Below are 22,861 nucleotides of genomic sequence, written 5' to 3'. Positions count from 1 at the left end.
TTGAGTAGCGGGGTGCAATTGTTCAAATGACATTTTATAAATACTCCTTAAGTAACTTGACTCTTTGCGTAGTTTAATGATTTGTGTCCTCAAAAAGGGGTGTAAGGGGGTAAGGGGAGCCAGTGCACAGGCTAAGTTTCCCGACAGCCAGGCATCTGGCTCACGCCACATGCACGCCACTTGCTACAACGGGGGGAACCCCAACGCCAGATCCCTAGGTCGGGAAACCCTCCTGCAGGACTGGCTCCGCAAGGCGCTGCTCTCCGCAACGCAGTGGCTCCAAAATCTAAAATCCAAAATTGTCTGACGATCGCATGAGTAAACCTGTCAAAAGTCCGCCGGGACGACCCCGTAGTGCCCAATCCCATCAAGTGATTCTGCAAGCAGCCCTGGAACTGCTGGCAGAAGTTGGATTTGAGCGGATGAGTATTGATGCGTTAAGCTAGCTGCGCCTCCGGCAATCGCAGTCCGTGCAGGAGTTGGCAAACCCACAATTTACCGGCGCTACAAATCGAAACAAGAACTAGTTGCAGACGCGATTGAGAGTTGTAGACAGGAGTATGTCGTTCCTGACACTGGTAGCCTCTGGGGTGATATTGACGCCTTAATCAACAGTGCTGCGCAAATTACATTTACCCCTTTGGGACGACAGACAGTTGCTATGATGATCAGTACTGCATCCAGCAATCCTCAGTTCGCTCAAGTTTATTGGACAAAATACTTACAACCGCGACGACAAGCCTTCGCTGTTGTATTTGAACGCGCAAAACAGAGAAATGAAATTCAAGCAGATTTAGATCCTGATCTCGTTTTTGACCTGATAAGTGGAATCATGCTTTATGCACTCGTGTTTCAAGCTACAACTGAACCATTGGAAGGATATATTCGTCGTACCTTGCATCTTCTTCTGAGAGAACCACCAAGCTGACTTTGCCTGAACAAAAAGCCGGGGGAGTGTCGATGAGAAAAATATCATTTCACTCTATTAAAGCCTAAGTGGCATAAGAATATTTGCGTAAGCATGAGGTTATTTATTACTCGTCCGTCTCTTGATACAACTGCTGCAACTGCTGCAACTGCGTCTTGCGTGAAGTCCGGCGATATTTCTTACTTTCCAGCTTCGGTTCGTATTGAGTCTTTCCGTTACCTTTAGTTTTTACCTTGAGAGTAGATTCAGGATCTGCTTGTTGGTTAAGCTGAGTTTGGCGCTTAATAACTTCCTCTAAAAAGTCTAAGTAATGTTGATATCGTTCCCAATCTCCACGGACTATACACCCCGGTTCGTCTCGATGCAGACAATCACTAAAACGACAGCTATCAACTGCTAATCTTTGTCTTGCTTCTGGGAAATAAGTCACTAATTCTTCTGGGACACAATCAAAGTCAGGTTGATTAAAACCGGGAGTATCTGCTAATAAACCACCACTTGGCAATTCAAATAATTCTACGTGACGAGTGGTATGGCGACCTCGTGCCAGTTTACCAGAAACCTCTCCCACTCGTAAGTTAGCATTGGGAATCAGTGTATTGATCAGGCTGGACTTACCAACTCCAGAAGGTCCAGCTATCACTGTCATGTTGTCTTTGAGTTTATCTACTTTTTTATCAATATTTATACTTTTGCTGAGACTAATAAATATTGGTTGGTAGCCCCAAGTTACCAACTGCTGATTAATTTCTGCCTGTTGTTCTGTTGCAATTAAATCGCATTTATTGAAGCATAAAATCACACTTAAATCCGTAGACTCAGCTTTAACCAGAAAGCGACTAAGCTGGTACGGTTCCAAAGGCGGGTCAGCAACGGCAAATACTAATAAAATTTGATTAACATTAGCGATCGCTGGACGATCCAATTCACTTTCACGAGGTAATACTTGAGCGATCGCCCCTCGTCCACCAGCCCAATCTGGTTCTTCTACGACTACGCGATCGCCCACCATCACCTGTTGCCCGATTTTTTTCAACCGTGTTCTGCGAGTGCATAAGAGCATGGGGGGATGAGGGGAACTTTGCTCACTCATCTGTCTGGTCCCTATATCTAACTGCACTCGGTAAAAATTAGCTTGCACGGCTAGGACTGTCCCTAGTAACTTATCAGTCGGGTCTTCGGCTTCCCCTCTCATGAGACAGTAACAGGGCGGCGGACTAGTAGGGAGAAATAACTAACACAGTCTGTAATTTTTTCTACCTGATATCCTGCCATTGTCAAACTATCAGGAACCTGCTCTATCGGTTCCCCTGAATCTAGCCAGACTTCTAGTAACTCTCCTGGATTCATTTGCTCCAGACGGAGTTTCGTCCGTACAAAATTTATCGGGCAAGGGGTGCCACGCAAATCGAGTTGAGCATTAGGAGTTGAAAGGGAAGATACACTCATCGTTGGTGAAAGAAATTTCCCAAAAATCCTTCTAGGCCGCCTTTACCAGTGCGATCTCCTTTTATTTTAGCGAGCTTCTCCAAGAGTTCACGTTCTTCGGTTGTCAACTTATTAGGAATATCAATTAACACCGTAATCATGTGGTCGCCACGACTGACGGGATTACCCAAGCGCGGGACTCCGCGATTTTCCAGCGTCATCACAGTATTTGGCTGAGTTCCTGGTGGAATCAACAATTCCTGTGGCCCATCTACAGTATTTGCCTCCAAGCGACATCCCAAAATTGCTTGAAGGTAGCTAATTTTGAGTTCCGAGTGAATATTGATCCCATCCCGATGGAATTCCTCGTCCTCATTGATAAACAGATACACGTATAAATCTCCAGGAGGACCACTGCGTTGACCCGCATCACCTTCTGAAGAAATCCGCAAGCGTGTACCGTTGTCCACTCCTGGTGGAATGGATATTTTTAGTTTCTTCGTAACTTGTTTTTCGCCCTTGCCGTCGCAAGCATCACATTTGTCTTCAATGACCATCCCCGTACCATTACAGGTAGGACAAGTCGAAACTTGGGTGAAGCTACCAAAGGGCGTTCTGGTGACGCGACGTACTTGACCTGTTCCGGTACAAGTCGAACAAGCGCGAGGGCGAGTTCCTGGTTTAGCACCAGATCCGCTACATATCTCACAAGTTTCTAGATGAGAGATGCGAATTTCCTTTTCACCGCCAAAGACTGCTTCCCGAAAGTCTAACTTTAGGTCTAGCCGCAGGTCATCGCCCCGCACTGGTCCACTGCGTCGTCTTTGGGTTGTACCACCCGCACTACCAGCAAAGCCTGAGAAAATGCTTTCAAAGATATCAGCAAACCCGCCCATGTCACCCATATCTTGGAAGCCTACACCAGCCCCAGCATTCACACCAGCTTCACCAAAGCGGTCATAACGTGCACGGGTTTCCGGCTCAGAAAGAACTTCATAAGCACGGTTAATTTCTTTGAAACGTTCTTCCGCTCCCGGTTCTTTGTTCACATCTGGGTGATACTTCCGGGCTTGGCGGCGGTAAGCATGTTTGATTTCTTCTTTGTCGGCGTCACGAGAGACACCTAGAGTTTCATAATAGTCGCGAGCCATAGAGCAAAGGTGAAAGTTAAAAGGTAGAAAGCAGGCTATACAAAGAGAACTTTTAACGACGAGTTCCGCCGATCACAAGTTCAAGAAGGCAGAAGGCAATAGTTAAGTTTTATTAATACTAAAATTTTACCTTTTCCTTTATACAAAAATCACCATAACAGTTATCAATGTCGAGCACTGAGTCAGAGGAAGCAGTGCGTCCTTGCGACTTTAAGCCTTGAGTGCACCTGCGGTTGAATCTAGAATTAGTTTTGAAATCAAAGACTAAGTTAAGACCAGAAAAATTTTTACTCACTACTGACAACAGCAACAAGTGCTTTCCTCATGGTAAACGACAAAAGCAATAGCTTGAGGCTGTCTCTTTTACAATTGTGCTACGTAGATTGCAAAAACTCCGCTCACTTTACAGACGAGCTAACCGCACTAAAAAGTGTGGAAAACCGTTCATTAAAGGTTGGGTCTTATAGAGATATGGGGATGTAGGGCAACCATTCAAACCAGTTTCAGAGATTCTATGATTCAAATTGTAGAGGAGTGAGAATCTAGAATCCGTCATTTTTGGACACAACCCAAGCTTTTGGCAATTCTCTAGTCTATTGTCTCGTAACCAACCTGCATCATGCTCTCGTCTTTCAAATCAAAGTCAAATGGTGGTGTTGAGGTTCCAGTTGGGGGCGTTGCTGATTCTAAAGTCAATGAATGATCGCAAGCTGCGGCTATTGTATGAGTTTGGCTATTAACGGGATTATACACTTGGGAGCCAATGTCAAACAAAGTTTGCTGCAAGTTATCCAAGTGCTGTTGAAATTCAGCCACAGAAATAGCTTCGTCTACCATTGCTGCTCGTAACTGTATGACTTTTTCATTTAGCAAGGCTTTCATTTGGTCGTTAAATATATCACTATTATACTTGAAGGTAGACTCGTAACTATACAGTAGATTATCTGCTTGATTTTTCACCTCAACCAGTTGCATACGTCTTTTGTCATCTTCAGCAAACATTTCGGCTTGTTGTCGCATGCTTTCAACTTCGTTGGCACTTAAGCCACCTGTATTGGTAATGAGAATACTTTGTTCTCGAAGAGTGGCTTTGTCTTGTGCTGTAACTTTGAGGATGCCATTAACATCAATTTCAAAACAGACTTCAATTTGCGGTACACCACGCTTAGCGATCGCAATACCTGGAAGAATAAATTTGCCCAAACTCTTGTTATCGGGCGCCATTGCCCGTTCACCTTGAAGCACGTGAATTTCCACTTCAGTTTGTCCATCAACTGCTGTGGAAAAAATTTGGGACTGGGTGGTTGGAATTGTGGTGTTGCGTTCGATAATTTTGGTGAACACTTCTCCCAAAGTTTCAATCCCCACAGACAAGGGCGTCACATCTAACAAAAGCAAATTATCAACTTCACCACCCAGCACCCCAGCTTGGATAGCTGCTCCTAGTGCGACTGCTTCGTCGGGGTTGATAGAGCGATCTGGAGTTTTGCCATCAAAAAATTTGATCAAGGCATTTTGAATCGCGGGAATGCGAGTGGAACCCCCGACTTCGATCATCCGATCAATGTCTTGTGGTTTGAGTTGTGCGTCTTTGAGCGCCTGACTCATCGGTTTGATCGTCGCTTCAACCAAATGTGCCGTTAACTGATCAAATTTGGCTCGGGTGAGTTCGATTTGCAAATGCTTTGGCCCTGTTTCATCAGCTGTGATAAAAGGCAAATTAATTGAAGTGCTGATTCTACTGGAAAGTTCAACTTTTGCCTTTTCCGCTGCTTCCCGCAAACGTTGCAAAGCCATCTTGTCCCCAGAAAGGTCAACTTTTTCTTCTTCCTGGAAGCGTGTGATCATCCACAGAACAATACAGTGATCAAAATCATCCCCACCGAGGTGGTTGTTCCCACAAGTCGCCTTGACTTCAAAGACTCCATCCCCCAGTTGTAGAATGGAAACATCGAAGGTACCGCCTCCTAAGTCAAATACCAAGATGAGCTGCTCTTGGTCTTGCTTGTTCAACCCAAAGGCTAAGGCAGCAGCAGTTGGTTCATTTATAATCCGCAAAACTTCTAGTCCGGCAATTGTACCAGCGTCTTTGGTGGCTTGTCTTTGGGCATCTGTAAAATATGCTGGTACTGTGATCACTGCCTTTTGGACAGGTTCACCTAAAAAATTTTCCGCATCCTGTTTCAGTTTTTGCAGGATCATAGCGGAGATTTCTTGTGGTGTATAATGATGTCCGTGAACAAGAACATCAACAGTATCGTCTCGACCTTTGACACAGGTGTAAGAAACGCGCGAGCGTTCACTTGCAGTGTCATCCCAACGACGACCGATAAATCGCTTAATACTGAGAATAGTGTTTTCAGCATTCGTGACAGCTTGACGTTTTGCCAGTTCACCGACCAAGCGTTCACCATCTTTACCGAATCCTACAATACTAGGAGTCGTTCGTTCACCCTCTGAATTCGTAATGACAATTGGTTGACCACCTTCTTGAACCGCCACACAACTGTTGGTAGTGCCTAAATCGATCCCAATAACTTTTGACATAAATATCAGTTTGTTACATCAGTATTTTTACTGGAAGTTTTGAGCAACTTCAGTCCGGTGTTAGCGATACACGAACACCGGGTAAAGATTGCTAAACTTTGGGCGTGATGTTTGTGTGACTATCTCTCAGGTGTGGTGAGATTGCTCGCCCCAGTTTCCCAGGGACTTTTGATCAGTAAGGCGAGCGAATACAGCTTAGCTATTGGCTAGACTCAACTGAATTTTCAGCATTGAGTGGTCCATCTTCCTTCGGAGCAGCCACCTTCACCATTGCATGGCGCAGCACGCGATCGCCCAAGTAATATCCGCGTACTAACTCTTCTAACACTGTTCCTTCAGGATATTCATCCGTAGGTTCCCGCAATACTGCTTCGTGCAAGTTGGGATCGAATGGTTGAGTTTCTGGACGCATTGGTGAGACACCCAAGCGCTTTAAGGAATCTACTAATAACTTGTAAACACCTTGGTAACTTTTGTGAATCGTCATCTCCCCATCATTTTGGGGTTTAATTTGCGCTCTTGCTCGTTCAAAATTATCAACGATTGGTAGTAATTCATTAATCGTGTTCCGTTTTATCTGCTGCTCCAAATCTTCTTTCTCTTTTTGATTGCGTTTGCGGTAATTCTCAAAATCAGCCACAATCCGCATATATTGAGTGGTGCGCTCTTCTAGCTGCGCTTTTAGGGACTCAATTTGTTGATGAAGTGCGCCTTCTTTACCTGTAAAGTCAGTACTTGCGCCCTCACCTTTTGCAGCAACGCTATTGTCTTGACTCTGTGTTGCTGTATCTTCGGAGACGTTGATTTGCCTTGCCACTGGGTCAGTCTCGCTTTGGCTTACGTTGGGATTGATTTCGGCTGTAGAGTCGCTTGTCATTGCTTGCTTTTCCTCGCTTTCTTCACCTGATTGCTGGTTTGTGTTGTTTTGCTGTTTATCTTCGTCTATCATTGTGCACTCTTCCCAGATGCTCAATTGGGTAGTTATCCCCATATCTTGCAACAATTGAACTCGGCTGCAAAATCGGTTACCTGAAGTATGAAGTAGCCGTCATGAACTGCGTACACCAGAACACATGAAAATTTCTCTTTTCTTCTGAGTTCTGAGTTCTGAGTTCTGAGTTCTATTTTCAAGTCAGGTAACACCTTGCGGACGACTTCTTATAGGATTGTATAAACTATGAATGAAGTACGGAATATTTCATTCTTCATCCTTTAGCTTTAGAATGGCCACCGTCATCTATTTTGACAAATGCTGAGTAAGTTAGCGTATACGCTCCTTGGACGGGTTACCCTCTCCAATGCATCCCAGAGAAAATGGGGAGTGAGGTGATTTCGCCGCAACTTGGTATTATTTTTCAAAACAGCTGATTGTTTTTTGCCAGACTAAGCCCGCGCCGGAAATCTCTACATCGACTTGGTGAAGGAAGTCCTGTTTTTTCCAAGATTCCACCTGCTGGACTACCAATCACGTCATTACCTCTTGACTGTTGACTCTTAAGTCTTAACTATTGACTATGATGATTGATTAAATATTTATGAAAATACTGATTAGCAACGATGATGGTATTTCTGCTTTAGGTATTCGTACTCTAGCAAACACTTTAGCGCAAGCAGGTCATGATATCAATGTAGTTTGCCCGGATCGAGAGCGTTCCGCAACCGGACATGGATTAACAATGCATCAACCAATTCGCGCTGAAATGGTAGAGTCGATTTTTCATCCTGCTGTCAAAGCTTGGGCTTGTGATGGCACTCCCTCAGACTGTGTTAAATTGGCGCTGTGGGCTTTGTTAGATTCTCCACCAGATTTAGTTCTATCTGGCATTAATCAGGGTGCTAATTTAGGAACCGAAATTCTCTACTCTGGTACTGTCTCTGCAGCAATGGAAGGTTTGATTGAAGGCATTCCCAGTGTGGCGCTCAGTCTTACCAGTCACAAAAATAAGGATTTTCAACCTGGTGCTAACTTTGCCAAAATCTTTGTAGGACAACTGGCACAAAACCCTCTACCAGAGTTGATGTTACTTAACATCAATATTCCCGCTGTTAAATGGGAAGAAATTGCAGGAGTTTGTATCACTCGCCAGGGAGTGCGGCGTTACATCGATGTTTTTGATAAACGAGTAGACCCGCGTGGGAAAACTTATTATTGGTTAGCGGGAGAAGTTGTAGAAGATGTGGAACCTCCAGTAGGTTTAAATCTTCCTGAAAATATACCTATAGATGTGCATATGATCCGTAAAAACTACATCAGTATCACTCCATTACAATACAACCTTACTTATGCAAATGGATTGAATCAATTATCTGAGTGGAATTTTAAGTTTCCGTAAAGTCTTTTCTTTATGAAGGCAAGTATATGGATAAATCCATGAGACCAAAATATCGGTTATAAAGTCGGAGCGTCATAGAAAAGAACTTACTAGGCAAACGTTTGCACTCCAAAACTGCTGCCTTGAAGTTTTTTATAAGTAAAGACAAAAGTAACCTGAAACAAGGTATGCTGTTTTACCAATAAATACCACTACTACTAAAAGTCGTGAAACAGAATAAACTTAACAAAATAAGTAACAATTTTTTGTATTGAGTGCCCGCTGGGTCCAGCAAGCAACACCCATGTCTAGGATAGAGAATCAATTTACTGTGCATTTTTGGGGCGTTCGTGGCAGTATCCCCTGTCCGGGACCACACACCGTTCGTTATGGCGGTAATACCCCTTGTGTAGAGATGCGAGTGGGTGGCAGACGTTTAATTTTTGATGGAGGCACAGGACTGCACGTTTTAGGGCAATCTTTGTTGCCTAATATGCCGATAGAGGCACACGTTTTTTTCACCCACTCGCATTGGGATCATATGCAGGGTTTCCCTTTCTTTTCCCCAGGATTTGTCAAGGGAAATACTTTTCATATTTACGGTGCGATCGCCCCCGATGGTTCGACCATAGAACAGCGTCTTAATGACCAGATGCTGCACCCAAATTTTCCTGTTCCCTTACAGATTATGCAGGCAAATTTAGATTTCTACGACGTTATATCAGGGCGACCGATTCACATTCATGACATTATCATAGAAACAGCTCCACTCAACCATCCGGGAGAAGCGGTGGGGTACAGAGTCAACTGGCGTGGTGGTGCTGTAGCTTATATTACTGATACTGAACATTATTCTGACAGACTAGATGAAAACGCCTTGCGCTTAGCTCGTAACGCTGACATTCTGATTTACGATTGCACTTACACTGATGAAGAGTATAATTCCCCAATTCAGCCTAAAATTGGTTGGGGACACTCTACATGGCAAGAAGGTGTGAAAATCGCCAGATCCGCTAATGTCAAAACTCTGGTCATTTTTCATCACGACCCATCCCATGACGATGAGTTTTTGGATCGTGTTGGACAAGAAGCAGCACAAAAATTCCCTAGTGCTATCATGGCACGTGAAGGAATGGTAGTTCAAGTTCCCGTACCAGTCCCTTTATCAGAATCTTTTCCTATTAGGAAATTTTCGACTTACAGATTGCAGTCGGAGCAACTTTAAATTTTGGATTAGATTGGTGATAAGGAGCTTTCAGCAATCAGTCGCTAGCACACAACTCGTGCGGAGGTGTCAACGAACAGTTGCACGAGCGTCCTCACCCTACGGGAAGGCATAGGGCTTTGGTTCTAAGAACTGTATTAGCTGACAGCTAAATATAACCTCAAATCCCAGAATCGACGTGCTAAATTTGTCTCAAAATGGGTGTTCTGTGTGGGTAACTTCTTCAACCGAATTGGCTCGAACTCCAACTTTTGTTGCTCTTGGCAAGTTTGACGGCGTACACCGTGGTCATCAAAAGGTTATTCAACCGATATTGCCCCCCCTCAAGAGGGCAGAAGACGAAGGAAACTTTGCCGAAACGCTGTTTGCGTCCTCTCAAACTCCACACCTTTACTCGACGGTTGTCACCTTTAATCCTCATCCACAAGAATTTTTTACTGGACAACCGCGTACTTGGTTAACACCACTGGATGAAAAAGTTCATCAGTTACAATCGCTAGGAGTAGAACAACTCGTCCTGCTGCCTTTCGACAAAGAATTATCTACCTTATCTGCTGAACAGTTTGTAGAAAAGATTCTGGTCAAACAACTGCAAGCTGCACAAATTAGCGTTGGGCAAGATTTTTGCTTTGGTTCCAACCGCAGTGGTACAGCGCTAGATTTGAAGTTGATCGCCGCACAGTACGGCATTCCTGTTTCCATCGTTGCTCTAGAAACGTATGCAAGTCATGAACCTACAGACAGCAGTGATGTCAGTGTTGCTTGGGCCGAGGAAACTCGCATTAGCACTTCACTCATCCGGCAACTTTTACTCCGAGGCGATCTTCAAAGCGCAAATCAACTGTTAGGACGTGCATACACTCTTATCGGTACTGTGATCAAAGGTCAACAACTGGGCAGAACTATTGGCTTTCCCACAGCCAACCTACAATTACCGAAAGACAAGTTTTTGCCCTGCCACGGTGTCTATGCTGTTCGTGTTACCGTCTGCGATGAAACACCAGACAATCCAGAGAATATTTACTTAGGTGTGATGAATATAGGTCATCGCCCAACGGTAAATGGTACGTATCAATCTGTGGAAATCCATCTGTTAGATTGGTCTGGTGATTTGTATGGCAAAAAGCTGATGGTGCAACTAGAAAGATTTTTGCGACCAGAACAAAAATTTTCTTCTCTAGAAGCCCTAAAAACACAAATTCAACAAGACTGTAATGTCGCTAGAGCTTTTTTTCGTGCACAGTCTTAGCTTATTGGGGGAATACTAAGAGGATGTCTGTCTCATAAAGTGTCATTTTGTCATTCTCAGTAGAGCGAAGTGAGACTAGTACTGTTTTGAGGAAAACGTCGGTGGAAGCAACTGGTGAGTCCAGTCCTGCACCGACGTTTTCCGCGTCTTGGGATTTAACTTTTCCGTTGGGGGGAACGAGGAGTTGCTTTTTACCGTCAAACTTTGAGATACTAATACGCGTGTTGCATTCATACTTGTACCTTACCCTCTCTCCAAAGCATCGCAGAGGGGCTTTGGAGATCATTGAGCCGCAACTTGGTATGAGCGTCCAAGGTGCACACTACCCGTTCGCGTAGAGCATAACATTTTAGACTTCAACAGAGATCCTTGTACTGAGGCAATAGGGAAATGGGAAGAAAAACCATTTCCCATTTTCCCATGCATTTATTCATGAGTGCATGAGACAGAAATTCACCCCCGATTTATTGCTAACTTACATCACTATGGGCAACAGCACGAAATATTTACAACAGCTTTTGATAAGCACGGGTAACCCTAAGAATATATTTGAATTAAGTATATTACTAGGTACAGCTTTACCAATTATTTTTTTGACAATTGTCAGTGATCTAGAACACAAAATATTAGAAATTTACGCCATTAAATATACTCTGTTATTCTTGTCAATAGCTCATGTTTCAACAACAGTTTATTTTTATAGTGTCAAAGAATTTAGGTTAAATATAATATCTCAAAATAAATTAAGGTACATATATACACCTTTAATATTATTTTTATTCTCAGGGTGCGTTTTTACTTTCTCAAGCCAGTTTTTAAAACCTTATCTGTTGCTTTTTTATTGGATATGGCAGGCTTATCATTATGGAAAGCAGAATATCGGAGTTTACAGTTTTATTTCGTATTCTCAAACAAGTAAACCAGTATCTAGATTAGAAAAGGCATCTATTAATTTAGGAACATTAGCTGGTATTTTTGCAACTTGGAAGGTTCTCGGGTACAGCGTGGCTCCTAGTTATTTACATAATTCCATAAACTTTTTCTACTTGCTCGGACAGTTTGTGTTCTTGGCGGCTTTAATTTTGAGTGTTTATGTTTTTTTCGTCAAACCGGAGTGTTTTACATTAGTCAAGTCGATATTCTTCTTTTTATTGGTATTTTTCTTTTTACCGATTTATTTCTCTGGCGATACCTTAGTTACTTTTTCTACTTATGCAACAGCACATGGAATTCAATACATTATATTCATGACAGTTATCGCTATAAATTCTGAACAAGCAAAGGATAAAGCCCAAAAACAGTCTACTCTTTTGAAGTCATTGTTTTTACTCTCACTGTATTTAGTAGTGGGAGGCTTGATTTTCTTCTACAGTCAAGAGCTAAACAAGCTTGTCTTTATTCAAAATCAGAGTATCCTTTCAAGTTGTACAGATTTTATTCTGGGAGGATTACTGGGGCTAACTATGGGGCATTTTGTAGTAGATGCTCATGCTTGGAAATTAAGTCAGGTACATCAAAGAAAGTTTATCTTAAAAAAGTTCTCATTTCATTTTAAGTAGTTCAGCTTAGGAAGTCCCGTACTATGAATCCGAGTAAGAGGAAAGCTGCTTATCATTAACTGAAACAATTCTATCCAACCGAATTTCAGTTCCATCCTTCAATTTGATAAAATCAGCTTTATTTGCAGCGTAAACATCAATAATCCGACCTTGCACTTCCACTAACTCATTAGCTGCATCGCAGTAAACAATTCGGCATTCCTGACGCAACGTCGCCAATGCTTCTAATTCATCATGAAAGTCACAACTGACCGGGATATACGTATCCATTGGTAGCATCTCCTGTATATTTATACAACTTATTAGATTTCAATAGGTCAAAGTTGGCTGAATAGGAATGGGCTTTGGTGGCGAATCACTCAACGTAAGTAACTCAGTTTGAGGCAAAACTTTATTAACCTTGACTTAGAACAGTTCGATGACATTAATCTGTTAACGACGACAAATAATATGTTAATCGAAACCACAAAAGCCAGCAATCGGATTTGAACCGACGACCTTCCGATTACAAGTCGGATGCACTACCACTGTGCTATGCTGGCATACTTGTCTTTTTTGAACATCACACTAATTTATGACTATACCATAGGCAAGCTGATTTGACAATATACTAGTGTGAAGAGTTATTGTTGTCCAAATTTCTCTGGAAATACGTCATGTCTATGATACTGCCGATTTCGCAACCAATGAACACACTTTCAGGCGTTCTCGGTGTAATGAAAATCAAACAAACTTGTGATTCTTTTCACTGACGATATTGATAAACTAGTGATATACCAAAGCTACCTTAAAATTATGGGCTAGATATAAAATATCTGGTGTAGTTTTAAGGCAAAATTTTTTGACACGGCTGGGTACACCAAACAGAAAGACAAAAGTGTTCTTTGTAGAGCAACAAGCATGGCAGTGTTGATCGGACGGGATTTATTAAGTCTGGCAGACTTTAGTCAAACGGAAGTTCTAGAACTTCTGCAAATGGCATCTCGGCTAAAATCACAAAAGCTGAGATTGCGGTGTCATAAGGTGTTAGGGCTGTTGTTCTCCAAGGCTTCAACTCGGACACGAGTCAGTTTTACTGTAGCAATGTACCAACTGGGTGGACAGGTAATTGATCTCAATCCCAATGTGACTCAAGTTAGTCGCGGAGAACCACTGCAAGATACAGCGCGGGTTCTGGATAGATATCTCGATATTTTAGCGATTCGTACCTTTGCACAGCAGGAATTGCAAATTTTTGCTAACTCTGCCAAAATTCCTGTTATTAATGCTCTGACTGATTTAGAACATCCCTGTCAAGTTCTGGCTGATTTGATGACAGTGCAAGAATGCTTTGGCACTTTTTCTGGATTGACTTTGACTTATGTAGGGGATGGGAATAATGTGGCAAATTCCCTGTTATTGGGTTGCGCTTTGGTAGGAATGAATGTGAGAATTGCCACACCAAATGGATTTGAACCAAATGCAGCAATTGTAGAAACAGCACGTTCTATTGCAGCCAATAAAACTGAAGTCCTCTTAACTAATGACCCAGAAATTGCAACAAAAGGTTCTCATGTCATTTACACTGATGTTTGGGCAAGTATGGGGCAAGAACAAGAAGCAGACAATAGAATGCCAATTTTCCAACCTTATCAAGTAAATGAACAACTGATGAGTCTTGCGGAACCAGAGGCAATTGTTTTACACTGTTTACCAGCCCATCGTGGTGAAGAAATTACTGATTAGGTTATGGAAGGATCTGCGTCGCGTATTTGGGATCAAGCTGAAAATCGGATGCACGCTCAAAAAGCTTTACTTGCAAGCTTCTTAGGGGCAGAAGAATTTTAAGTTATCAGTCAGAAATAGTTATATTTTTACTGGCTTATTGACTGATTTATTCTCTGTTCTGATCGCAATTCATCAAAATATCTAAAATAAATAGTGCGTAGGGAGGTTTTTTGTAGTACTAATGTTCTAGAAGCATTTGTATTTACCTCCCTACAAATTTATGGAACGTTTGACAGAAGCTCAAAAAGAACTTTACGAATGGCTGGCAGAATATATACGACAATACCAGCATTCACCTTCGATTCGACAAATGATGCAGGCGATGAATTTAAAATCGCCTGCACCAATTCAAAGTCGCTTGGAACATTTACGCAATAAGGGGTACATTGAATGGAGTGAAGGTAAAGCACGGACAATTAGAGTTCTACAAGCGTTAAAACAAGGTGTACCAATTTTGGGAACGATCGCCGCTGGTGGATTAATAGAACCTTTCACTGAAGCTGTCGAAAATATAGATATAGCTCATTTGTCATTACCTCCCCAAGCATATGCTTTGCGGGTAACTGGTGACAGCATGATTGAAGATTCGATTGTCGAGGGAGATTTGGTATTTTTGCGTCCAGTACTAGAACCAGATCTGCTAAAAAATGGGACTATCGTCGCCGCCAGAGTCGATAGTATTGGTACCACTTTGAAGCGGTTTTATCGAAGCGGCGATCGCATTACCCTCAAACCTGCAAACCCTAAATACAATCCAATCGAGGTAAACGCGACTCAGGTGCAGGTGCAAGGTTCGCTTGTAGCTATTTGGCGCAATTACAACTGATAGATAGGGATGAGGGAAGGAGGGAAGAAGGGAAACAAAGATATTTTCCCACACTCTTTGACTCCCTCACTCCCACACTCTTTCACTCCCAGCCTACGGCGATCTACGATCCACTAGCCCCTAAAAGGGGCGCTGCGCAAACGTTAACGCTAGCCCCGGAGGGGGCTAGCGCAAACGCGCTTCACTCTCACACTCTCTGCCGACTTCTCTTACTACTTATTTAGTTTATGTATTTGATAAAAAATCAAGTTAAGCAAACAGCCACGTTCAAATTAAAATTACCGTTTGTAGGCGAAAGTAGAGGTGGTTATCATACACAACCATTACCAGGATGCCCTAAAATGCCACCATCTCTGCAACTGCGAGGGTATCAGCGACAAGCCGTTAATAACTGGTTTGCCAACAACGGTAGAGGTACGCTGAAAATGGCGACTGGTAGTGGGAAGACAATTACAGCGCTGGCGATCGCCACTGAATTATACAAGCAAATTAACTTGCAAGTCTTGCTCGTCGTTTGTCCCTATCGACATCTTGTCACGCAATGGGCGCGAGAATGTGCAAAATTTAATTTGCAACCTATTTTAGCTTTTGAGAGTTTACACAATTGGCAGAGTCAACTTTCCACACAACTTTATAATGTGCGTTCTGGTTCCCAACCGTTTCTTACAGTTATTACCAGCAACTCTACTTTAATGGGGGATGGCTTTCAATCTCAACTCAAATATTTTCCGGAAAAAACTCTCATTATTGGAGACGAAGCACATAACTTAGGTGCACCCAAGTTGGAAGAAAGTTTACCTCGTCGCGTTGGGTTGCGACTGGCTTTATCAGCTACACCAGAAAGGTATTTTGATGAAGGTGGAACCCAATCTTTATTTGATTATTTCGGTCCTGTTCTCAAACCAGAGTTTACTTTAAGAGATGCGATCGCTCAAGGTGCTTTAGTACATTATCTTTATTATCCTATATTAGTAGAATTAACAGACATCGAAAGCCGTGCTTATGCTAAATTAACACAAAAAATTGGACGAGCACTGCTATATCGAGAACGGGAAAACGTTGAATTGGCAGATTTTGAAGAGAACGAAGATTTGAAGCCGTTATTGATGCAGCGCGCAAGGTTAATTGGTGCAGCAGAAAATAAGTTAAACGCCTTGCGCGAGTTAATGTCAACTCGCCTTGAAACAACTCATACACTTTTCTATTGTAGTGATGGTTCACAAGAAGTTGGAGAACGTTCTAGCTTACGCCAACTCAAAGCTGTCGTCAAAACTCTAGGGATAGAACTGGGTTATAAAGTCAGTACCTACACATCCCAAACATCTATAGAAGAAAGAGAAGTTTTACGGCGTCAATTTGAAAGTGGTGAATTGCAAGGTTTAGTAGCGATTCGCTGTTTAGATGAAGGGGTAGATATTCCAGCAATTCAAACGGCGGTGATTTTGGCAAGTTCAGCTAACCCCCGCCAATTCATTCAACGGCGGGGAAGAGTTTTGCGTCCTCATCCAGGAAAGGAACGTGCCACAATTTTTGACATGATTGTCTTACCGCCTGATTTAGATAGGAAAACTCTAGAAGTTGAACGCAATTTATTGAGAAAGGAATTACTGAGATTGGTTGAGTTTGCTGATTTAGCTGATAACGCTGGTGAAGCGAGGATAAAGTTACTCAACTTACAAAAGCGATACGGTTTGTTGGATATTTAATTTTTCAATCTTCCGCCAAGACAGTTAGCAGTCCTAAATGTTTAGTTAAATTCCCTCTTCTCTCTTTCCTCTGCGCCCTTGGCGTCTATGTCCTGCGGACACGCTGCGCTAAGGCGGTTCGATCATTCTTATAGTGTCTTGACTGATAATTGTGAAACCATATAGTATGAAAAGATATAAAAACTCCAATTAAAGTCAGATGACAAAAGAAACTCATATTGATTATGTTCAAGAACCAATTCTCAGTGCACCATCAGAAGTACGGCAAATAATTGATCGTGTGTGGCAGTTGGAGAAAAGTAGACTAGATAAGAAAATTAATAGCCATATTAATGATGATATTCTGGCGATTGTGAAGGAAGCAGTGCGATGAAGCTGACTTCTATTAAGCTTTGTAACTTTCGCTCTTTTTATGGGAAGACACCAGAAATTATTCTTGCAGGAGGAGAGACTCGCAACACAACGATAATTCACGGTAATAATGGTTCAGGAAAAACGAGTCTGTTGAATGCGTTTACTTGGGTGTTGTATGAGAAATTTAGTGCAGCTTTCGCATCGACTGAACAATTAGTTAATAAACGTGCGATCGCCGAAGCGAAACCCGGACAAACTGTAGAATGTTGGGTAGAGGTAGAGTGGGAACATGACGGCAAACGCTACAATGTAAAACGCATATGCCGACTTTATAAAAATGAAAGCGACTTCAACGTAACCAAAACAGAATTGCGTATGCAAGTAGCTGGGGATGATGGACGCTGGTATTTTCCACCTCAGCAACCAGAAGACGTGATTGGGCAAATCTTACCCATTAGTTTACATCAATATTTCTTCTTTGATGGTGAACGCATTGAAGAGATTGTTCGTTCGGACAAGAAAGCTGAAATTGCGGAAGCCACAAAGATTTTTTTAGGCGTAGAAGTCATTAACCGTTCCATCAATCACTTAAAGGAAGCCAAAAAAACTCTGGAAAATGAGTTAAGGATAATTGGTGATTCAGAAATTAAACAGCTTTTGAAACAGCAAAACACTCTCGAACTGGAAATTGAGCGCATCACAAAGCGACAAACAGAAATTAAACAAGAGTTAGAATATCAAGAAACTTTTAAAAAAGAGACAAGCAACCGCTTAAGAGAACTCAGTACTGCCAAGGAATTAGAAGAAAGACGCCAAGAATTAGAAAAACAAAAAGCATCTAATCAGGAAAATCTCAAAGAAAGTAGGGACGCTATTAAAAAAGCAATTTCTGGACGCGGTTATACCATATTACTTTCACAAAACACAGCACAATTTCGAGAAATTATAGATGATTTGAAGCAGCGAGGCGAGTTAACCTCTGGCATTTCACGGGAATTTGTAAATGAATTACTCGACTCTCAATGCTGTATTTGTGGTGCAGACTTACGCCAAGGAACTCACTCACACGAGAATGTGATCAAATTATTAGATAAAGCGGGTTCTTCAATTGTGGAAGAAACAGCCATCCGCATGAGTGCTCAAGTTGATGAAATTGATAAGCAAGCAGTTAGTTTCTGGCAAGAAGTTGATAGAGAGCAAGCACGGATTAATCAGTTAAGACAAAGTATATCACAAACTGAAGGTGAGTTAGATAATATTCAAGAACGATTGCGAAAAGATGCAAATGAAGAAATCAGCAGTTTACAAAAGCGTTTGGATGAAATTGAAGATAAAATCAGAGAGTTCATATTAGAGCAAGGTGCAAATCAGCAACAAATTGCTAACTTGAAAACTGAGTTGGAAGGTTTGAGAAAACAAATCGCCAAGCAGAAACTAAATGAAGACAGACAAGCATTAGCGCAACAACGCATCAGCGCAACTCAAGATGCTATTGAACGGTTAACAGAAGTTAGAAACCGTCAAGAAAAGCAGTTTCGTTGGCAATTAGAAAAGCGGGTACAAGAAATCTTCAGCGAAATTTCGTTTACACCTTATATTCCTAAAATTAGCGATAAATATGAACTAACGCTGGTAGAGAATACAGCAGGTATCGAAATGCCAGTTGCAGCTTCCACGGGAGAAAATCAAATTCTCAGTTTATCTTTTATTGCTAGCATTATCGATAGAGTACGGGAATGGAGTGAAAAGAAAAAAATCCTGCTGGTTCCTGATAGTAGTACTTTCCCAATTGTTATGGATTCACCCTTTGGGAGTTTGGATGAAATTTCTCGACGACAAATTGCAAAGACAATTCCCAAATTAGCAAACCAGTTGATTGTGTTGGTAACTAAGACACAATGGCGAGGTGAAGTAGAAGAAGAAATGGCAGATAAAATTGGTAGGGAATATGTGCTGACATATTATTCCTCTAAGCCTGAGTGTGAACAAGATTATATTGAGTTGGGCGGAGAACGGTATCCTTTGGTAAGACAAAGTCCAAATGAGTTTGAGTATACAGAGATTATTGAGGTGATGCGCGAAGGGTAGTTTTTGAAATTTCACACACAGACACAAAATAGAGACACGAAACCTCGCGTCTCTACATTGTTTTTGCGTGAGTTGTTAGAAGTTATGAACCCCAGAAGCGTAGAGAATGCAAAAGAGAAGAAAGGAGAGTGTTGTTGCTTCCGATGCAAGAAATACAACAAATTCACTTAATGGTAGTTCAATAACTACATGAATATTGGGTAATGGTTTTTAAAAACTTTTCTCTCGCTGTTCTAATCGCCTCTGTTGTGACTCTATCAACTCAGAGCGCCTTTACTTTTCCTAACTTTGACAATCTTTGAGCTGTAGATTGTCTTAACGAGATATCACCCTAATGCCTGGAGAACTACTGTCTGAAAGTTTCTACTTTTATTGTACTATCACACGTGGAGAGTTTGTGATGTAGATGGTGGACAGTTCTCATAAAGTTTTGTGAAGTGCGCTGAGACTGCTTTTGGACAAATAAACAGTTTCCCAGTTAGGCGTAGTTTTAAACGAACCGCCTTAGCGTAGCGTGTCCGCAGGACATAGACGCCAAGGACGCAGAGGGAAGAGAAGGCGATCGCTCTATCTCTGAGTTAAGATTGTCACAAACTAGATTTAAGTAAAATGGCTGAAACTGGTAGAATCAGGGTTGCGAAAGATAAGGCTGAGTTGGTAAAAGCTTTAACATCAGTTGATGGTGCAACTGGTCCTTTTCAAACTTATGCTGATGTAATTGTGTTTGCTGCTGCTTTGGGTGCAAAGCATAATAAGCGGGTTCCTTTGGGGGAGATATCTAAAAGAGAACCATCTCCAATTCCCCAAGAACAGTTTATTGTTAGGGGATATGATACGGTTATTAATGTAATAGCAATTACTGAGACTAAGGATATCAAAATTTTATCTTTCAATGAAGACAAAAATGTTGAAAAACGCAACCACATCTTTGAAGAATATGCAAATGGTGGACTTGAATTGTTACAAGCAGAATTACATGGTGCAGTAGATTACACAGAAAGAATTTTACTCATGCTTAGTTCCGAGAAATTGGAAAATCAGCCCGAAGAGGAGTTTGATTTAAGTAGGTTTATTTAATATTTAATATGATATACGGAAAGTTTCTGCATAATAAATAGTTATACCTACCGATTCACAAGCATTTCTATTAACGGAGTAGAAGCCTATGTTCAAACCTCCTATCTTCATCAGCTACCGTAGATCTGATATTACTTCTGAAGCTGGTCGTCTATACAGCACAATTTCTAAAGAAATTGGGAAAGATATGGTATTTATTGATACCTCTTCAATTGAGCCGGGAACTGACTGGCCCCAGGAACTTGTTGATGCATTAGAAGCATCGCTGATAGCAGTATTGGTTATAGGTCCTGATTGGATTAAATCTAGCGATGAGTATGGGTTACGTAGGATCGACCAGGAAGATGATTGGGTTCGCAAAGAAATAGAATATTGTCTAGCCAAGGGCAAAAAAATTTTGCCTGTATTATTCAATGGAGCAAAAATGCCACCTTCTAATAAATTACCATCATCAATAGCTCCCATAACTAGCAAGCAAGCTGTAGAAATTCGTAATACCTATTGGGATCACGATATTAAACTTGTTCTTACGCAATTAAGAGCATCAATTGACAATATTCATCATACCAGCAGTGAAGTACCTTGGAGTGACTATCCTATTCCTCATCCTGAGAAGCCAGAGGAAATTAGTGATGAAAAACTTTCGATTGCATTAGCTAATCATTTATCTCAATGGGAAAAAGTTATTAGTCCCTTACCTGAAAATCAAAGCAATGTTAGGATTGAACTCTTTCGCAAGTACAAGTTTAAGACATTTCTTGATGCAGTAGAATTCATGAATAAAGTTGCTCCTGGATGTGAAATTGTGCTTCACCATCCAAGGTGGGAAAATATATGGAAAACTTTGAGAGTTTATTTAACCACATGGGATATTGGACATCGCATATCAGATAGAGATATCCAGCTGGCGAAGTATTTTGACAAAGCTTATGCTGAATTTCCCGGGGCAGTCGGAGATTCCTCAAAAGATTGATTTACAAAACTGATGGAAGTCCTACTTGCTTGGGTTCAACAAACTTACCATCAAACCCGATTGTTTTATTTTCAACAGTTCTAGCTTTAGCCAAATCTTTGCGAAGTTCCGCACGTTCCATCTGATCTTGAATTCCACCCAGAATATATATCAGTAACTTCGCCGCCAGATCCCGTCCAGCAACTTGGACTCGCTTTTTGTTTGGGTCATACAAAATACCGTACCAGAGAGATTGCGGGTATTCCATACCGCTAAAACCACCGGAACGGTCGAATTTTTGCAGTTTCTTAAAAATGTCTGCACTCGATAGCCCTTTCTTAAAAACCAAAATACCCAAAGCTTGGGCTAAAGCCACTTGACCAACAGGACGGAAAAGCATATTTCCTTCACCGCCATCTTTCTCAAAGCTGAATCGTCGTAATGCAGGCGTACCCTCATCTTCAAGAAGTTTATAACTTGGAAGCGTTGCCAAAGAATCGAATAACTTGTGAAATTCCTGTATCCCCTCATAAAGTTCCTCATCCTCTGGACGCATGGGAATGAGACCTTTATCCAAGGGTTTCCAGTGAGAGTACTTTTGCCCCAAGTATCGTTCAGACATTTCTTTTAAAGCTTGCAGTGTTGTCAAAACTGTTGAGTTCGCTGCAACTGTCGCACTATTCCAATTGACGCGAGGCTTTCGCGTTTCCTGTTGTTCCAAAAGCGGATGGTTGACAGCGATTTTTCTGGCAACTATCGAAAAACCATCATCTTCATTCAGTTGTGCTAACTGACCTTTACTCAAGGGTGCAGCCATCAAATTAACATGAACAAAGATGGATCTCACCCGTCGCCTTGCCTCTTCGCGGGTTTCACCAGCCGCAACCGCACAAATGAACTCAATACCAATTTTTTCCTTGGGTAAGCTTTGCAGGTAAGCTGGTTCCACACGATATTGTTCTACTAAGTCAGCCAACGTAATGAAAGTTTCGTAAGCAGTTTTATCCTTCTTATATCGCTGGAGTTTGCCGGTTTTGATAAACTCCATTAAACCCTGCACCCCCATCAATCGATGTTGACCATCCAAGGCATAAATGGTGACATTTTCTTCAGAAAGGTTAAGCAGACCGACTTTATCATCTTTATCCAGTGGAGTGAATTCGGTGGTGGATTTTGTGGCGCGTCCCTGACTATCCCACTCAGCAGCTTTGGGATTATCCACCCACGGTTGATTAATTACCACGAGAACTGGCGGAAACTTGTGATTTTTTCGCGCTGCCAAATACTGCACAAGCGGTGCTTGACGTGACCAATCAAGAGGACGCTGTTGAATTTCATCAATGCTATCCGCGTCAATTTCGATGTTATCAGTCTCTGGATTGTACTTTTTTTGAAGTAAGGGTAAGCCAGACGCGAAGTGAACGCGACCCGCAAACCATTCTAGGGTGACAGAACCAACATAAGCCTCAGTACCACCCATCTCGGTTTTCTGAACCAGAATGCGATCCTTCCTCCCAAGGAACTTCTCTAGAAGTAAAGCGAGTAGCTGTTGGTCTTTGATTTCCCGTTGCAAGTACTCACTAGCGATGTCATTGGTTGGGTCTGATGCGCTGTCCTTCATAGTGGTTTTTGAAAACTGGAGGGTTTGGTACAAATTAATTCTCTATAAAATTCAGTTAATATGAAAAAGTT

The 22,861-nt window shown here is 41.8% G+C and carries 19 protein-coding genes, 1 tRNA gene and 1 pseudogene; 13 read left to right on the top strand and 8 right to left on the bottom strand.

Annotated elements, in window-relative coordinates; genetic code table 11:
• Nucleotides 1–299: 299 nt before the first annotated feature.
• Together AC5590_RS25725 and AC5590_RS25720 are read left to right on the top strand one after the other, a co-directional pair.
• On the top strand, nt 300–446 hold the full coding sequence (locus tag AC5590_RS25725; protein ID WP_498824151.1) for a hypothetical protein: 147 nt from the start codon (nt 300–302) through the stop codon (nt 444–446).
• Nucleotides 447–460: 14 nt separating this feature from the next.
• A complete protein-coding gene (locus tag AC5590_RS25720) occupies nt 461–928 on the top strand; it encodes a TetR/AcrR family transcriptional regulator (RefSeq protein WP_348982723.1) in 468 nt (155 codons plus the stop codon).
• A gap of 106 nt (nt 929–1,034) precedes the next feature.
• Here AC5590_RS25720 and rsgA read toward each other — a convergent pair whose 3' ends face one another.
• The 5 genes from rsgA to grpE form a co-directional block, all read right to left on the bottom strand.
• Complete coding sequence (gene rsgA / locus AC5590_RS25715) at nt 1,035–2,123, bottom strand: small ribosomal subunit biogenesis GTPase RsgA (protein ID WP_169266190.1); 1,089 nt, start codon at nt 2,121–2,123, stop codon at nt 1,035–1,037.
• Nucleotides 2,120–2,377 (bottom strand): sulfurtransferase TusA family protein, encoded by a 258-nt coding sequence (locus tag AC5590_RS25710; protein ID WP_169266189.1) that lies wholly within the window; start codon nt 2,375–2,377, stop codon nt 2,120–2,122. The genes rsgA and AC5590_RS25710 overlap by 4 nt, the downstream gene beginning before the upstream one ends.
• A complete protein-coding gene (dnaJ, locus tag AC5590_RS25705) occupies nt 2,374–3,507 on the bottom strand; it encodes a molecular chaperone DnaJ (protein WP_169266188.1) in 1,134 nt (377 codons plus the stop codon). The genes AC5590_RS25710 and dnaJ overlap by 4 nt, the downstream gene beginning before the upstream one ends.
• 588 nt (nt 3,508–4,095) lie before the next feature.
• Entirely contained in the window at nt 4,096–6,054 is a 1,959-nt protein-coding gene (dnaK, locus tag AC5590_RS25700; protein ID WP_169266187.1) for a molecular chaperone DnaK, read from the bottom strand.
• A 199-nt stretch (nt 6,055–6,253) separates the two neighbouring features.
• Nucleotides 6,254–7,003: a nucleotide exchange factor GrpE gene (gene grpE, locus AC5590_RS25695; protein ID WP_169266186.1), complete on the bottom strand. Its 750-nt coding sequence runs from the start codon at nt 7,001–7,003 to the stop codon at nt 6,254–6,256.
• Nucleotides 7,004–7,589: 586 nt separating this feature from the next.
• Here grpE and surE point away from each other — a divergent pair.
• From surE to AC5590_RS25675, 4 genes are all read left to right on the top strand, one after another.
• Entirely contained in the window at nt 7,590–8,387 is a 798-nt protein-coding gene (gene surE, locus AC5590_RS25690; RefSeq protein ID WP_169266185.1) for a 5'/3'-nucleotidase SurE, read from the top strand.
• 283 nt (nt 8,388–8,670) lie between these two features.
• On the top strand, nt 8,671–9,591 hold the full coding sequence (locus AC5590_RS25685) for an MBL fold metallo-hydrolase (RefSeq protein WP_169266184.1): 921 nt from the start codon (nt 8,671–8,673) through the stop codon (nt 9,589–9,591).
• A 178-nt stretch (nt 9,592–9,769) separates the two neighbouring features.
• The gene (locus tag AC5590_RS25680; protein ID WP_318563375.1) at nt 9,770–10,840 is read left to right on the top strand and encodes a bifunctional riboflavin kinase/FAD synthetase; all 1,071 of its coding nucleotides are present in this window, start codon (nt 9,770–9,772) and stop codon (nt 10,838–10,840) included.
• 485 nt (nt 10,841–11,325) lie between these two features.
• Nucleotides 11,326–12,399 (top strand): hypothetical protein, encoded by a 1,074-nt coding sequence (locus tag AC5590_RS25675; protein WP_169266182.1) that lies wholly within the window; start codon nt 11,326–11,328, stop codon nt 12,397–12,399.
• A gap of 21 nt (nt 12,400–12,420) precedes the next feature.
• Here AC5590_RS25675 and AC5590_RS25670 read toward each other — a convergent pair whose 3' ends face one another.
• Nucleotides 12,421–12,669 carry a hypothetical protein gene (locus AC5590_RS25670; RefSeq protein WP_169266181.1) on the bottom strand — a complete coding sequence of 83 codons (249 nt, stop codon included), beginning with the start codon at nt 12,667–12,669 and terminating at the stop codon, nt 12,421–12,423.
• Between the two features lie 200 nt (nt 12,670–12,869).
• Nucleotides 12,870–12,941 (bottom strand) — tRNA-Thr (locus AC5590_RS25665).
• 358 nt (nt 12,942–13,299) lie between these two features.
• Here AC5590_RS25665 and argF point away from each other — a divergent pair.
• The 7 genes and pseudogenes from argF (at nt 13,300) to AC5590_RS25630 (ending at nt 21,190) form a co-directional block, all read left to right on the top strand.
• A pseudogene (argF, locus tag AC5590_RS25660) lies at nt 13,300–14,226 on the top strand (ornithine carbamoyltransferase).
• 160 nt (nt 14,227–14,386) lie between these two features.
• Nucleotides 14,387–14,992 carry a transcriptional repressor LexA gene (gene lexA, locus AC5590_RS25655; protein WP_169266180.1) on the top strand — a complete coding sequence of 202 codons (606 nt, stop codon included), beginning with the start codon at nt 14,387–14,389 and terminating at the stop codon, nt 14,990–14,992.
• 227 nt (nt 14,993–15,219) lie between these two features.
• Nucleotides 15,220–16,698: a DNA phosphorothioation system restriction enzyme gene (locus AC5590_RS25650; protein WP_169266179.1), complete on the top strand. Its 1,479-nt coding sequence runs from the start codon at nt 15,220–15,222 to the stop codon at nt 16,696–16,698.
• Between the two features lie 199 nt (nt 16,699–16,897).
• Nucleotides 16,898–17,071: a hypothetical protein gene (locus AC5590_RS25645; protein WP_169266178.1), complete on the top strand. Its 174-nt coding sequence runs from the start codon at nt 16,898–16,900 to the stop codon at nt 17,069–17,071.
• A complete protein-coding gene (locus AC5590_RS25640) occupies nt 17,068–19,140 on the top strand; it encodes an AAA family ATPase (protein WP_169266177.1) in 2,073 nt (690 codons plus the stop codon). Before AC5590_RS25645 ends, AC5590_RS25640 begins: the two co-directional genes overlap by 4 nt.
• 609 nt (nt 19,141–19,749) lie before the next feature.
• The gene (locus tag AC5590_RS25635; protein ID WP_169266176.1) at nt 19,750–20,217 is read left to right on the top strand and encodes a DNA phosphorothioation-associated protein 4; all 468 of its coding nucleotides are present in this window, start codon (nt 19,750–19,752) and stop codon (nt 20,215–20,217) included.
• Nucleotides 20,218–20,305: 88 nt separating this feature from the next.
• Nucleotides 20,306–21,190 (top strand): 4a-hydroxytetrahydrobiopterin dehydratase, encoded by an 885-nt coding sequence (locus AC5590_RS25630; RefSeq protein WP_169266175.1) that lies wholly within the window; start codon nt 20,306–20,308, stop codon nt 21,188–21,190.
• Between the two features lies 1 nt (nt 21,191).
• Here the strand turns inward: AC5590_RS25630 and AC5590_RS25625 are convergent, their stop codons facing one another.
• On the bottom strand, nt 21,192–22,790 hold the full coding sequence (locus AC5590_RS25625) for a DGQHR domain-containing protein (RefSeq protein WP_169266174.1): 1,599 nt from the start codon (nt 22,788–22,790) through the stop codon (nt 21,192–21,194).
• Nucleotides 22,791–22,861: the final 71 nt, after the last annotated feature.

The organism is Brasilonema octagenarum UFV-OR1 (genome assembly GCF_963888615.1).
Classification (GTDB): Bacteria; Cyanobacteriota; Cyanobacteriia; order Cyanobacteriales; family Nostocaceae; genus Brasilonema; species Brasilonema sennae.
The sequence above is the reverse complement of the archived record's forward strand: the minus strand, read 5'-3'. Positions and strand labels throughout refer to the sequence as shown.

Bases quoted from the DNA above. Each gene is read 5' to 3' on its own strand.
- rsgA (WP_169266190.1), bottom strand. From the start codon at position 2,123: ATGAGAGGGGAAGCCGAAGACCCGACTGATAAGTTACTAGGGACAGTC.
- AC5590_RS25710 (WP_169266189.1), bottom strand. From the start codon at position 2,377: ATGAGTGTATCTTCCCTTTCAACTCCTAATGCTCAACTCGATTTGCGT.
- dnaJ (WP_169266188.1), bottom strand. From the start codon at position 3,507: ATGGCTCGCGACTATTATGAAACTCTAGGTGTCTCTCGTGACGCCGAC.
- dnaK (WP_169266187.1), bottom strand. From the start codon at position 6,054: ATGTCAAAAGTTATTGGGATCGATTTAGGCACTACCAACAGTTGTGTG.
- grpE (WP_169266186.1), bottom strand. From the start codon at position 7,003: ATGATAGACGAAGATAAACAGCAAAACAACACAAACCAGCAATCAGGT.
- surE (WP_169266185.1), top strand. From the start codon at position 7,590: ATGAAAATACTGATTAGCAACGATGATGGTATTTCTGCTTTAGGTATT.
- AC5590_RS25685 (WP_169266184.1), top strand. From the start codon at position 8,671: ATGTCTAGGATAGAGAATCAATTTACTGTGCATTTTTGGGGCGTTCGT.
- AC5590_RS25675 (WP_169266182.1), top strand. From the start codon at position 11,326: ATGGGCAACAGCACGAAATATTTACAACAGCTTTTGATAAGCACGGGT.
- AC5590_RS25670 (WP_169266181.1), bottom strand. From the start codon at position 12,669: ATGGATACGTATATCCCGGTCAGTTGTGACTTTCATGATGAATTAGAA.
- lexA (WP_169266180.1), top strand. From the start codon at position 14,387: ATGGAACGTTTGACAGAAGCTCAAAAAGAACTTTACGAATGGCTGGCA.
- AC5590_RS25650 (WP_169266179.1), top strand. From the start codon at position 15,220: ATGTATTTGATAAAAAATCAAGTTAAGCAAACAGCCACGTTCAAATTA.
- AC5590_RS25645 (WP_169266178.1), top strand. From the start codon at position 16,898: ATGACAAAAGAAACTCATATTGATTATGTTCAAGAACCAATTCTCAGT.
- AC5590_RS25640 (WP_169266177.1), top strand. From the start codon at position 17,068: ATGAAGCTGACTTCTATTAAGCTTTGTAACTTTCGCTCTTTTTATGGG.
- AC5590_RS25635 (WP_169266176.1), top strand. From the start codon at position 19,750: ATGGCTGAAACTGGTAGAATCAGGGTTGCGAAAGATAAGGCTGAGTTG.
- AC5590_RS25630 (WP_169266175.1), top strand. From the start codon at position 20,306: ATGTTCAAACCTCCTATCTTCATCAGCTACCGTAGATCTGATATTACT.
- AC5590_RS25625 (WP_169266174.1), bottom strand. From the start codon at position 22,790: ATGAAGGACAGCGCATCAGACCCAACCAATGACATCGCTAGTGAGTAC.